Here is a 13,258-nt window from a genome sequence, read left to right as displayed (position 1 = left end):
GATTTCCCGGCCCTCCTTCTGCGTTTGCGCCGAGTTCGCCGGAGCGCGCCGGGTTCGCCGGAGTGCGCCGGGTTCGCCGGAGTGGGCCGGGTTTGCCGTAGCTACCCAGCGATCCCGCATGACTCCCGCGATCTCGACGTCGGAGTGGGCCGGGTTCGTCGGAGCGCCGGGTTCGTCGGAGTGGGCCGGGTTCGTCGGAGTGGGCCGAGTTCGCCGTTGCTATCCAGCGATCCTGCATGGCTCCCGCGATCTCGACGTCGGAGTGCCCTAGGTGCCCAGCGTCAGGTTCTTCTGGTGGCCATGTCCGTCCAGCTGGACCTCGACGACCAGGGGCTCGGCACTGACCAAGGCCACGCCGTCGTCGGCCTGTACGACGGTGCGCCACTGCGAGCCGGCCAGCGTAATCCTGACGCTGGCCTGGGTACGAGAGGGGTCGGCCACGGACAGAGTGAGCTTGTCCCCGGCCTGCCGGGCCGCCACAGTGCAGGGGCCGGAGACTGTGTAGCCGCTTGCGGTGCCTGCTGCGAAGAAGTTGGCCAGGAGCAGCTTCTGGTTGCCTGCCTCTACCATTTGGACCTCCGGCGAATTGGCCAGGACCTTCACATCCGGGTTGGCCGACTGGGAGAACGTGGTGGAGTGACCGGCCGCGGGCAACACCATGTACGCATAGCCCGACCCGGATGGATCCACACCGTGGCGGTGCGTGACGGTCACATAGTCCCGGGTAACAGGATCGGTTGACCCGCCGGTGTCTGCTCCGGAGTTTACGTCGAACCAGCTCCCGGTTCGGCGGACCACTGCCACTTCAGGCGCCCCCGATACTCCCGGTGCGTCCAGGAACACATAACCGCCGTGCCCTTCGATGTGCACGGACCTCTTGAGCTGCACGGCTGCGTCCCCGGGTGCCATGCGGCGATTCCGGGAATCGGTCCGCAACGCAGGCACCGCACCTGACGCGAAGGACCTGTTCTCGATTGTCGTCTGGACGGAAGCCCCACCTGTGCCGGTGATACCCGCACCCAGGCAGACCACCGCGTCATCAAGGAAGAACCAGGACTTCCTGCCGGACAAGGTTTTGTTGTGGTTGAGGTGGTCCATGCCGACGACGCCCCAACGCCCTTCCACGGTGAGCCCACCGGCGAAGGCCTGGAAAGCTCGCGGGATGCCGGTTCCGGCGGCACCGGCCCCGCTGGCCCGGACCTGGTCATTGACGGTGGTGCCGGGAAGGCCGTAGGGATCCACGGTGGGCCAGAAATCGGCGCTGAACTGAGAGGGGTCCTGCCGGGTGTAAACGAAGGTCATGCCGTCGCCTTGGTACCAGCCCAGGTTGTTCTCGCTGTTGCCCCATTCGTACCTGCCGATGCGCTTGGAGGAAAGGTTCACCGTGCAGCCCCACTGCGGGCGGTGGTGGACCAGCCGGTCCTGGTCGGCAAACATGCGGCTGTACACCGGCGCCGGCGTCGCGACCACGCCGGTATCGGAGAGGACTCCCAGGGACAACAGCGACTTTGCCAGGCTCTGTGTTGGGTGCCCCACGAGTTTCTGGTCCGCGCAGCGTTCCAGCCAGCCCTTGGCCAACGCCAGGAAACGCGAACGGTACGGCTCCTCGCAGCCCGGCGCCAACAGCAGCACAGCGGAGATCAGGCCGAAGCCGCTGACGTAGTCGGGTTCCCGCTGGCGGGAGACGGCGCGGCCACGGACGGTGTCCATGATCCGGCCGTCCCACACAAACGGGGCATAGGTGTCTTCCACTGCGTCAAGGAGCACGGACCGTTTCGGGTCGTTGACTGCCCAGGTGCTTCCACCGAGCATGGCAACGATCTCCGCGATGCCGGCCAGTGCCACCACGCCGTAGGTCCCTGCATAAGGCAGGTACGTGTGCTGCACGAAGGATCCGTCCGTATAGAAGCCGTCGCCGCTGGTCACATAGGTGAACACGCTATTAACGCCTCCGCGGACGGTATCGCTCAGGGCATCCCGGCCCAAAGCGATCTCGTCCGCTTTGTTATCCAGGATGCCGCGCATGCAGCAGGCCAGGGACTTGTCCACACGGTTGGCGCCCGTCTCGGCAAAGAATGTAGCACGGCCGCGCCAATTCGGGTTGGGCGCAAACCATCGGACAGCTGCCAGCAGGGATGTCCGCAGGGTTTCGGGGACCTCGGCATGAAGCAGTGTCAGGATATCCACGGACTTACGGGGGATACCGATTTCCCAGAACCACCAGTTGCCCGCAGCGCGCATCCCGGGCTTGTACGCGGTGTCGTTGAGGAGCTTCAGCCCGGCAACAATGTCAGCGGCCAGCTCCGGGTTCCCGGCGTAGGGATTGCCGGGAACCGCGTAGCCCAACGCCATGTCGTAGAGGCGGTTGAAGTGCAGGCCCATGTTGCTGGTGGCCGTAGTGGACTGTCCGATGCCCGTCAGCGGAATATCGCTCCACAGGGACGTCCGGACCGGAGCCTTGTCCATGGAGGTCCACCACGTTCCGGCAGTCTTACCCATTCCTTCGAGCTGCGCCGCGAGTTCGGGGACATCCGCGGCGCTCCGGCTGCCAGTGAGGACCAAGCGCCGGCGATCGATGAGCTCCTGCAGGCTGGCATCGCTTGTGGCAAAGGATGGTCCTGCCTGCGACAACAGGACACCGGCAAGGGCGGCAGCTCCTGTCGTGCGGAAAAGGGTACGGCGGCTCATGGTGGGTCCGGTGAAGTTCAAAACTGCTCCGTTCAGGCAACCCAACTGGCTGGCAGTAGTGGTTGTTCCCAGCGCTGGGAACAACCACTACTGCGAGTTACTTGGGCAGGGGGTGGGGTGGACGTGGTTGCGAAAGTTTCCGCAACTTTATGTCCGGTTCCCGGGCCCCTCAACAGAAGTGAACAAAACTGCTCAGGACTGCTTGGGAGGCGAAACCGAGTCCCGGATGACGATGTGGGTACCGACGGTGAGGGTGTTGTCAGAGGAGGCCCCGGCGTCGTGCGGTGACTGGGCCAGCGCCAAACGCACGGCTTCGCGCCCCAGTTCTTCGAGCGGAACCCGAACGGTGGTGAGCCGTGGGCGCAGCTCGCTGGCCACGGGAACGTCGTCGTAGCCAACCACCGACATGTCCTGGGGGACCCTGATGCCGCGTTCCTCGAGCGCCTCCAGGATGCCGGCGGCCACGAGGTCGTTGGCTCCAAAGACGGCCGTGAAACCCAGATCCTGGTCCAGCAGTTCGCGCATGCGGCTGTACCCGAAACCGCGGCCAAAGGCGCCTTCGTGGACCAAGGCGGGATCGCGCTCAATCCCGCGCGCGTCCAAGGCCCGATAGAAACCGGCCAGGCGTGACGCCGTCGTCGAAAAATCACGGGGGCCACCGACGTATAGGATCCTGCGGTGTCCCTGCGAGATGAGGTAGTCGGTGATGGCGAAGGCGCCTCCTTCGTTGTCATAAGTGACCATTTTGGTGGGAACATCCGGGCCCAGGGACGGCCTGCCGCACAGGACCAGCGAGGATCCTGCCGCAGCAAGCGCCCGGGCACGGTCGGCCATCTGCTTCCGGTAACGGGGGTCGTCCGACGCTCCGCCCACCACAATCACGGCATCGGTCCGTTGCTCGCGCATGAGGTCCACCAGCGCGAGTTCACGTTCCTTGTCACCATGGGTGGCGGTGATGAGGCACAGGCGCCCTTCGGCGCTCGCCTGCCGCTCCACGCCACGGGCGATGTAGGCGAAGAAGGGATCGGCGACATCGTTGATGATGATTCCGACCGTGCGGGTGGTGGCGCCGGCCAGGGCCCGCGCGTGCGCGTTGGCCACGTAACCGAGGTCCGTCACGGATCGGAAGATGCGCTCGCGCGTGGCTTTGGCCACCGGGTAGTTGCCGCTCAGGGCCCTGGAAACGGTGGCCACGGACACGCCTGCCGCCTGTGCGACGTCGGCAATGGTGGCGCCGCTGCCGCCGCGGGCATGGATCGGATCTGTGGGGGAGCTTTTCTCAGTCACTAGGCGATTCTCGCAAGATCCGCGGCCAATACCGGATAAGCCAAGGGCAAGCCCTCGCTCAATCGTCGAACTTCCATCACGGCGTGGCTGCCCAAACGGTGGATCTCGTTGCCCATAGCCCCCGCGATATGGGGAGTCAGCACTACATTGGGCAGAGTGTGCAGGACCGAACCGGCAGGGAGCGGTTCTGGATCCGTGACGTCAAGATACGCGTCCAGCCGCCCCGACACGAGTTCCGCCGTCAGGGCTGCGGCGTCGATCAACGCACCCCGGGCGGTGTTGATGACCAGCGTTCCGTCCTTCATGAGGCCAAGCTGCCGTGCCCCGATGAGGCCCCTCGTTTCTGCGATGTCCGGTGCGTGGACGCTCACGACGTCGGACAGTGCGCACAGTTGGTCCAGGCCAACAGCTTCAACGCCCAGTTCCAAAGCCTCGACGGCGGTGAGGTAGGGATCGTAGACCAGTACCCGCGCGTCGAGGTTCTTCAGCAGGCCGATCACCAGGCGTCCGACGCGGGAGGCACCCACCAAGCCGATAGTGACGCCGTTGGTTCCGATGGTGGGGAAGCCGGCAGCATTGCGTGACGCCCCGGTGAGGCGGAGCTGTTCGCTGAACCTGCGGGCCCTCTTGAGGCCCATGACGATCGCGGCGAAGGTGAACTCGGCGACCGGCACGGCATTGGCCGCAGCCGACGATGAAACCTGGATTCCCCGTGAGTAGACCTCCGGGGACAGGAAAGTTTTCACGGTGCCTGCCGCGTGGACGATGCAGCGCAACCGGGGCAAGCGGTCCAGGACAAGGGCGTCGATGGTGGGAGCGCCCCAGCCGGTTATGAGGAGCTCTGCGTCCCTGAGGAGTTCGAACGCGCCATGGGCGGAGAAGTCAGCAACGGGTTCGGGATCCAGCAGGGTGACGATTCCACGGAGCCGGGCGAGGTCCTCGGTGCTGAACAGGGTGGGCAAATTGCTGCGGCCCATCACGAACGCAGCCTTGATGGAGCCGGCGTGCTGGAAATTGGTGGTCACTGCAGGTTTCCGTCCGGTCGTGGTGGTAGAAAACTATAGAAAGCGCTTGCTATCGAGAGTCAGCCTAAGTGTGCGATTGAAAGGCTGTCAATCCCGAATATCCAGTGGATGTAAGGATTTGTGCATGTTATTGACATCACACATTTCTACTGGGTAGCTTGTTCTCCATAGTAAACGCTTACTATTTCTAGCCACTGAGCGTTCCCCAAACGCCGGGCCACTCCACATCCGCCGGCTTCGGCGCAGACAGAGGAAATACATGAGCAGCAACAGCCAGACACTCACGCCCCAGGCGACGCCCGACGTCGGCGGGCTGGCGCCGGTGGCGGAAGGCCGCCGTCGGGGCCGCCCACCGGCGGAACCCGCCGCAGGGCAGGGCCGCAAGAAGAGCCTCATGGCCCGGATCCGCCGCGACAAAGTGATGTTGCTGCTGATCGCGCCGGGCTTCTTATACTTCGTGGTGTTCCACTACGTCCCGCTTGCCGGCAACATCATCGCTTTCCTCGACTACAAGCCGTACCTCGGTTTCGTGGACAGCGTCTGGGTGGGCCTGGACAACTTTGCGGCAATGTTCCAGGACGGCGCCTTCTGGGAAGCACTCCGCAACACCTTGGTGATCACGGGGCTCCAATTGGCCCTGTTCTTCCCGGTTCCCATCTGCCTGGCCTTGCTGTTGAACAGCATCGTGTCCAACAGGATCAGGAAGTTCGTCCAGAGCGTGGTCTACCTGCCGCACTTCATCGGCTGGGTGATCATCGTGGCAGTCTTCTCCGAAGTCCTCGGTGCCACCGGCGCTGTCCCGCACCTGCTGGAGAGCCTGGGCCTTCCGCGCTTCGACGCCATGACCACTCCCGAGTTCTTCCCGTTCCTGGTCACCATCCAGTCCATCTGGAAGGACGCAGGATGGGGGACCATCATCTTCCTGGCAGCCCTGATGAACGTGGACCAGGAACTCTACGAAGCCGCGGCCGTGGATGGAGCGAATGCACGCCACAGGCTGTGGCACATCACCCTCCCCGGAATCATGCCGGTGATCATCCTGCTCCTCATCCTCAACCTGGGCAGCATCCTGTCCGTCGGCTTCGAACAGATTGTCCTCCAGCGAGACAACGTGGGCCCCGGCGCCGGAGAAGTGCTGGATACCTACGTCTATTTCCACGGTATCCAGGACGGCCAATGGGGTCCTGCGGCGGCCGTGGGCCTGGTAAAGGGCATCGTGGGCCTGATCCTGGTGCTCGGTGCCAACAAACTCGCCCATCTCTTTGGACAGGAAGGTGTCTATTCCAATGGCAAATCCAAGTAGCACGCTGGTGGCCGGCCTGGGCCGCCTGAAGTCCAAGGACACCCGCCCCATCTGGATGGAGAAGCCGAAGCCCGCCATCCAGGTTTCCAAAGCCATCGCCCTGGTGATCATCTGCTTCCTTGCCCTGTACCCGCTGCTGGCCGTCTTGGCTACGAGCCTCTCCAGCCAAAGCGAGATCGCCAACAACAACGGCTTGGTCCTCTTCCCCAAAGAGCCCACGTTCGCTGCCTACCAGACCATCTTCGCCGGCGGCGTCGTGACCGATGCTTTGATCCGCTCGCTCCTTATCACCACCGTGGGCACGGCCCTCTCCCTGGTGGTCACGGTGGCCATGGCCTACGGCCTCACGCGGCGTGACCTGGTCGGCGGGCGCTTCTTCCTCATGACAGCCCTCTTCACCATGCTTTTCAGCCCCGGCATCATCCCCAGCTTCCTCATGGTCAAGGAACTCGGACTGCTGGACAGCTACGCGGCGCTGGTCCTGCCCACCTTGATGAGTGCCTTCAACCTGGTGGTGGTCCGGTCCTTCTTCATGAACCTCCCGCAGGAACTGTTCGAGGCCGCGAAGATCGACGGCGCGGGAGACTTCCGCATCCTGGTCCAGATGGTGCTGCCGCTCTCGCGAGGCGTGCTGGCCGTCGTCGGACTGTTCTACGCAGTGGGCTACTGGAACGCGTTCTTCAACGCCATGCTCTACCTGAACGATGACAAGTGGCCGCTGTCCATGATCCTGCGGCAATACGTGTTGCTCGGCCAGCCCATGGGCGACTCCGCAGTAGCCGAGATCGCGGTGCCGTCGCAGGCGATCCAGATGGCCGTCGTCGTGATTTCCCTGATCCCCATTGTGATTGTGTTCCCGTTCCTCCAGCGGTACTTCACCAAGGGCGTCCTCACCGGCGCCATCAAAGGCTAGTCAAACTCTCCACTCTTGAAAGGGAAGACCCATGAACGCAGTACCCTCTGCCGGCCCCAGCCGCCGGAACTTCCTCTCCGTAGCAGGCATCGGTGCGCTGGCTCTCTTCAGCGGCGGAGCCCTGGCAGGCTGCGGACAGCGCACCACCAGTGTTGCCTCGAACGCCAGCGAAGCCTTGTTGCCCACGCACATGCCCCTCCAGGCAGCCGCCGCCGACATCCCCGGTACCGCCCAAGGCGTGCCGTCGGCGTTCTACAAGTACCCCGCGCCGTTCCGCAGCGTGCAGACAGCACCGCTGAAGGGAGGCAAGATCACGGCTATCACCAACTTGTTCGGCACCGCCCCCAATGCGCGGGCGGACAACCCTGCATGGCAGGCCATCGAAGCCCGTCTGGGCGGGCAGGTGGACATCACCTCGGTCTCCTCGGACGACTACGCCACCAAGTTCAACACCATCATCGCCGGCGGCGAGCTTCCGGACCTCATGCTCAACGACGGCGCCGCAGTGCCCAACATCGTGGAGTTCCTGCAGGCCAAATGTGCGGACCTGACTCCGTTGCTGGGTGGCGACAAAATCAAGGACTATCCCAACCTGGCGGCCATTCCGGAGGTGTTCTGGAAGCAGACCGTCCAGGCCGGCAAGCTGTACTCGCTGCCCATTCCGCGCAACCTCACCGGTGGGTCCGGCTTCGTGAACCAGACGCTGCTGGAGAACGTTGGCCTCAAGTCCACGGAAGACATCAAGGACAAGGACGACTTCTACCGGGTGGCCAAGGAACTCACCAACCCCTCCAAGAACCAGTGGGCGTTGGGCAGCACCAAGTTTGGGCTCACCATGCTGCACCACATGTTCCGCACACCGAACGTCTGGAAGAACGACGGCGGCAAACTGACCAGGGCGTTCGAGACGGACGAATACATGGCTGCGATCGAGTTCGCAGCCAAGCTGTACAAGGACGGTTTGTACGTTCCCGGCTCCGAGGGCTGGACGAAGTCGCAGATGGTGAACTCCTTCATCTCCGGCAAAGTGGCCATGATCTATGACGGACTCCCGGCCTACATCGGACCCACCGGGTACGGCCGCAGCATTCCCGCGGCGAACAAGGCCAACAAAGCCGTGCCGTTCATTCCGGTGGGCCACGACGGCGGCAAGGCGCAGACCTGGTTGGACAACATCACGTTCGGCACCGTGATGCTGAAGAAGGCGGACGAAGCCAAGCTCAAGGAAGTCCTGGCGGTGGCCAACTTCCTGGCGGCACCATTTGGCAGCGAGGAGTACCTGCTGCTGAACTACGGGGCTGAGGGCGCGGACTACACCTTGGATGCCAACGGAAACCCCGTGGTCACTGACCGGGCCCTGTTGGATAACGCTGTCCCGTGGAAATACCTCGCGGCGCCGCAGCAAGTGGTCTACGACCCCAGCAACAAGGACATTGTGGACATCATGCACAATGCCTACTCAAAACTCATCCCTTTGGGTGTGGAAGATCCCTGCGGCACGCTGTTCAGCCCCACCAATGCCAGTAAGGGCGCCAAGCTGGGCCAACCCGTCTCCGACGCCGCGACCGCAGTCATCGCCGGCCGTGGCACCATGGACGCACTCAAGAGCGCCGTCGCGGACTGGAAGAAGAATGGTGGCGACACCATCCGCGGCGAATACGAGTCAGCGCTGGCAAAGTAGCCGGTCCCCCTAACCCAGTCTGCACAAGCCCAAGGATTCAACACCGTGACACAGCCACTGCCAGCAACCCAGCCCTGGCTCCCAAAACCCGACCCCATCCTGTCCCCGCTCACGGGTTGGACGCGAGACCACTGGGAGAACACCGCCGATCACTGGCTCGGACACATCCGTGCCTACTCCAGCCCGCTCAAGGCCAGCCCACGCCTGCCGGGCCCGGTGACGCGTGACGGCGAGCGCCGGGAGGGCATGGAGACCATAGGCCGAAGCCTGCTGATGGCGGCGCCGCGTATTGCCGGTGCCCGTGGCCAGGAACGCTTGGGCTTGGCGGCCTGGTACCGGGAGGCGTTGCTGGCCGGAACCGATCCTGAGGGGGCGGAGCGTTGGCCGTTGGGTGTCACGTGCAAGTCTCCGTTGCTGGGGGTGACCAACTCGATTGTGGAGGCCGCGAACATTGCTTTCGCGCTCCACATTGCCAAGGAGTGGCTGTGGGAGCCCTTGGATGCGGGGGAGAAGAAGCAGGTTGCCGGCTGGTTGCGGCACCATGCCCGGCTCGAGGTGTGGGGCAATAACTGGCAGCTTTTCCCGGCGATGGCGGAGGGTTTCCTGCGTTCGGTGGGCGAGGACGTGTCAGGCTGCACGGGTGCGCGGAATGTGGCCCGGGTGGAGTCCTGGTACCTGGGCGACGGCTGGTACACGGACGGGCCGGAGCACGCCATCGACTATTACAACGCGTGGGCCATCCACCCCTATTTGTGGGCTTGGTACGCGATGACGGGCCGCGAGGACACCCCTGAGGGTCGCCGTCATCTGCAGCGCTTGCGCGAATTCGTGGGTACGCAGAGCCTGATGTTCGCCAGTGATGGGGCAGTGCTGCATGTCGGGCGATCCCTGGCGTACCGCACCGCGGTCCTGGCCGCTTTGTGGTGTGCCGAGATCTCTGGCGTGAACCCGTTGACGCCGGGTGCCACACGTCGACTGGCGTCCGGGGTCCTGGCCAACTTCACCGCGAAGGGCATTGGCGTTGATGGGCCGCCGAACTTGGGTTGGTATGACGAACACCTGGGCTCCTGCCAAGCGTACAGCGGGTTCGGTTCACCGTATCTGGCAGGCATCGGCTTCCTGGGTTTGGCGCTGCCGCCGGAGCACAGTGTATGGCAGGACGTTGAAGAGCCGCAGCCTACCGATGGCCCGGCCGCAGTTCGGGCCTTGCCTGATGCTGGTTGGACTGTGATCAGCGATGGCGGCTTGGTTCGTCTCACCAACCACGGCAGCGACCATTGCGGCCTGCCCGTGGGCGGCGGCACGGATCCTGATGATCCGCACTACGCCAAGTTCTCCTATTCCACCCATACAGCGCCGGGTACAGGAGTTGCGTGGGAGGACAACGTGGATGGTCACCTCGCGTTGCTGGGGTCCGACGGCGTGGCGAGCCGGCGCTGTGCCCTCCGCGCCACCCGCACGGACGGCCTCGTCAGTGGTTCCGTCCATATCCCGCAGTTGTACGGGAAGACCTTGCCCGGCACGGCCGTCACTACAGTTTCGGTGGTGGACGGCATCCACGAACTTCGCTGCCATTTGGTCCGTGGCCCGGTGGAGTATTCCGTCCGGGAGGGTGGCCATGCTGTAGCCGGCGCCACACCGGTGGACGTTGGAACGACGGACAACACCGCGTGGGCCGGCAACGGTGATGTCTACGCCGCTGTGACGGCGGTGCACGGCTGGGAAGAGCCGCGGACCACGCGGTATACGGATGCCAACGCCATGGGCAAGCACTCAGCAGTCCCGAGCCTTGGTGCGGAGCGCAACAGTGAGGAAACCGTCCACGTTGCCCTCCACACGCTGACCCGGGGACAGGCTCTGGTGCCCGACGCGCTCCAGGCGGCTGCCGCCGTCGTGGTTTCCGGTACCGAAGTTTCCGTGTCGTGGGCCAGCGGCACTTCGCAGACTTTTGACCTGCGGACGTTTGTTCCGTGGGACGGGCAGGTGGGAAAGTAATGGAACTCAACTACGGGGCGTCGCGGGAAAAACCTCGTGAGGATGCTGCGATGCAGCGATTCCGCGGCCATCGCGTGGGGCAGTTCATTCACTGGGGTCTTTACGCCCTGCCGGCTGGTCGCTGGGAAGGCAAAGACGTGGAGTTCGCGGCGGAGTTCCTGCCGCGGGTGGCAAAGGTTCCGCAGCAACGCTGGGAGGCGCTCGCCAACGATTTCACGCTGGCGGATTTCGACGCCGAGCGGTGGGCGGACACAGCCGTGGCGCTGGGTGCCCGCTACATGACCATCACTACCAAACACCACGATGGTTTCTGCCTGTGGCCGAGCGCCCACACGGACTTCCACATGGGCAACACCCCTTCCGGTCGCGATGTCCTGGGCGAACTGGTGGCGGCGTATGAAGCCCGGGGGATTGACTTCAACTTCTACTACTCGGTGCTGGACTGGAGGCACCCGGACTGGCGCTTCACGCTGGAGAACGACGCCGACAACCTGGCTTTCGCCCGCTACCTCGACTTCGCGATGAAACAGTTGGAAGAACTGGCCGAACGCTATCCGAGCGTGAAGGGGTTCTGGTTCGACGGCACGTGGGACGAATCCGTGAAGGCCAACGGGTGGTGGACCTGGGAGGTCGAACGGATGTTGAAAGAACGTCTTCCCGGCGTGGTGGTCAACAGCCGCTTGCGGGCGGACGACCTTGGAGCCAGGCACGTGGACTCCAACGGCTTGCTGATGGGCGACTACGAAAGCGGTTACGAGCGGAGGCTGCCGGAGCCGTGGGACCGCAGCGTGACTGCCCGCGACTGGGAAGCGTGCATGACCATTCCGCAGGCCAGCTGGGGATACCACCAAGGCTCGTGGGCGCAGTCGACGCTCAAGCATCCGTGGGATGTGGTGGACATGATTGCCCACTGCACGTCCTTGGGCGGCAACTTCCTGCTGAACTTCGGCCCCCGAGGCGACGGCTCCATGGCCCCTGCAGAGGTGGAGATAGCGCGCACCGTGGGGGAATGGCTCGCGGTCAACGGCGAAGCAATCTACGGGTGCGGCTACGCCGAGGGCTGGGACTATCCGGGGTGGGGGTATTTCACCCGGGAAAGCAGCACGGGAAAGGTGTTCGCGGTAGTGACACGTGCGCCCGCATCCGGGCGGATCCGTTTGGAACTGCCCACAGGCCTGGAACTCGTGGGCCTGCGGTTGTTGGGCTCAGGTGAGTATCCGTTCAAGGGGCTGGCCGACTCTGTATTCGAGGTGGAATTGGGGGGTGCCTCGAATGCCGGACCACGCGTCTTCACCGTCGAAACCAGTGCCCTTGCCCATCCTGCTTCCGAAAAGGAACCCAACCCGGACGTGCTGGACTAGCTGTACTGCCCAGGCAGGTTAGTTAAGCGGCTGATGGGCGGGCGGCCTCCGATTGCGGTGTGGGGCCTGTGGTGATTGTAGTGGTGCAGCCATGCGGGGAGCGCGTTTCTGCGGGCTGATTCCGTGGCGTAGAAGCGCTTGAAGGCCCACCCGTCGGCGAGTGTGCGGTGGAAGCGTTCGATCTTTCCGTTGGTCTGCGGGCGGTACGGCCGGGTTTTCTTTGCCTTGATGTTCAGCTCCCGGCAAGTGTCTCGCCAGAGGTGGGACTTGTAGGCTGATCCGTTGTCGGAGAGGACTCTCTCGACGGTGACGCCGCGGGCGGCAAACCAGGACACAGCCCGATTGAGCACTCCGACTGCGGTAGCTGCGGTTTCATCGCTGTGGATTTCGGCATATGCGACCCGGGAGTGGTCGTCGATGACCGTGTGGACATAAGCGGTACCGATCAGCGGATTACGGTGGCTGCTCTGCGGCCTTTGACGGTGTCGCAGCCCGGTTCCGTTTCCCTTGCTGGCGGCCGACGTAGCGCCAACCGCCACCGTCGGGGATGTTGCCGAGTTTCTTCACGTCGACATGGATCATCGCTCCGGGCTTGTCGTGCTCGTAGCGGCGGATGACTTCCCCGGTGCGCTTGTCCACATGATGCAGACGGTTCAGCCGGCACCGGACCAGAACGGCGTGAACCGTCGATGCCGGCATAGCCAGCTTCGCTCCGATCGCGACAGGCCCCAGCCGCTGCTTCCAACGCAGGTGCACGACCTTGCGTACAAGCTGTTGCGGGGTCCTGTTCGCTACCCGGTGAGGGCGCGAAGACCTATCGGCCATGCCCACCTCTCCCATCGCAGCGTAGCGCTCGGCCCACCGTTTGGCCGTCGGCCAGGAGCAATTGAACTGCTCGGCGGCCCGAGTAACCGGCCAGCCATGGTCAACGATCAAACGCGCAACGCGTAAACGTTGGCGTGGAGTCAATGCAGCATTAGCGTGGGACATTGAGGACCTCCTGGT

Annotated in this window: 9 protein-coding genes and 1 pseudogene; 6 read left to right on the top strand and 4 right to left on the bottom strand. The window is 64.0% G+C overall.

Translation table 11 applies throughout. The annotated features are described in order from the left end of the window. Positions 1-118 precede the first annotated feature (118 nt). A complete protein-coding gene (locus ACR30Z_RS03280; protein ID WP_434371195.1) occupies positions 119-271 on the top strand; it encodes a hypothetical protein in 153 nt (50 codons plus the stop codon). On the opposite strand, the gene ACR30Z_RS03275 is transcribed toward ACR30Z_RS03280, so the two are convergent. The 3 genes from ACR30Z_RS03275 to ACR30Z_RS03265 form a co-directional block, all read right to left on the bottom strand. Next, entirely contained in the window at positions 268-2,709 is a 2,442-nt protein-coding gene (locus tag ACR30Z_RS03275) for a polysaccharide lyase 8 family protein (RefSeq protein ID WP_434371194.1), read from the bottom strand. The two genes, ACR30Z_RS03280 and ACR30Z_RS03275, sit on opposite strands and share 4 nt — an antisense overlap. Before the next feature lie 171 nt (positions 2,710-2,880). Next, complete coding sequence (locus tag ACR30Z_RS03270; protein ID WP_144648695.1) at positions 2,881-3,975, bottom strand: LacI family DNA-binding transcriptional regulator; 1,095 nt, start codon at positions 3,973-3,975, stop codon at positions 2,881-2,883. Then, positions 3,975-5,000 (bottom strand): hydroxyacid dehydrogenase, encoded by a 1,026-nt coding sequence (locus ACR30Z_RS03265; protein WP_434371193.1) that lies wholly within the window; start codon positions 4,998-5,000, stop codon positions 3,975-3,977. Before ACR30Z_RS03265 ends, ACR30Z_RS03270 begins: the two co-directional genes overlap by 1 nt. Before the next feature lie 259 nt (positions 5,001-5,259). Between ACR30Z_RS03265 and ACR30Z_RS03260 the strand changes: the two genes are divergently transcribed. From ACR30Z_RS03260 to ACR30Z_RS03240, 5 genes are read left to right on the top strand one after another with little or no spacing between them, the layout of a single operon-like run. Next, the gene (locus ACR30Z_RS03260) at positions 5,260-6,303 is read left to right on the top strand and encodes an ABC transporter permease (RefSeq protein WP_434371192.1); all 1,044 of its coding nucleotides are present in this window, start codon (positions 5,260-5,262) and stop codon (positions 6,301-6,303) included. Beyond that, on the top strand, positions 6,287-7,216 hold the full coding sequence (locus tag ACR30Z_RS03255; RefSeq protein ID WP_144648693.1) for a carbohydrate ABC transporter permease: 930 nt from the start codon (positions 6,287-6,289) through the stop codon (positions 7,214-7,216). The genes ACR30Z_RS03260 and ACR30Z_RS03255 overlap by 17 nt, the downstream gene beginning before the upstream one ends. A 31-nt stretch (positions 7,217-7,247) precedes the next feature. Continuing rightward, on the top strand, positions 7,248-8,897 hold the full coding sequence (locus ACR30Z_RS03250; protein ID WP_434371191.1) for an extracellular solute-binding protein: 1,650 nt from the start codon (positions 7,248-7,250) through the stop codon (positions 8,895-8,897). 45 nt (positions 8,898-8,942) lie between these two features. Next, positions 8,943-10,892 (top strand): DUF2264 domain-containing protein, encoded by a 1,950-nt coding sequence (locus ACR30Z_RS03245; protein WP_434371190.1) that lies wholly within the window; start codon positions 8,943-8,945, stop codon positions 10,890-10,892. A 50-nt stretch (positions 10,893-10,942) separates the two neighbouring features. Continuing rightward, on the top strand, positions 10,943-12,253 hold the full coding sequence (locus ACR30Z_RS03240; RefSeq protein WP_434371189.1) for an alpha-L-fucosidase: 1,311 nt from the start codon (positions 10,943-10,945) through the stop codon (positions 12,251-12,253). Here the strand turns inward: ACR30Z_RS03240 and ACR30Z_RS03235 are convergent. After that, positions 12,250-13,243, bottom strand: a pseudogene (locus ACR30Z_RS03235) (IS481 family transposase). The gene ACR30Z_RS03240 and the pseudogene ACR30Z_RS03235 sit on opposite strands and share 4 nt — an antisense overlap. Positions 13,244-13,258: the final 15 nt, after the last annotated feature.

Source organism: Paenarthrobacter sp. FR1 (assembly GCF_051106045.1).
Classification (GTDB): Bacteria; Actinomycetota; Actinomycetes; order Actinomycetales; family Micrococcaceae; genus Arthrobacter; species Arthrobacter nitroguajacolicus_A.
The sequence above is the reverse complement of the archived record's forward strand: the minus strand, read 5'-3'. Positions and strand labels throughout refer to the sequence as shown.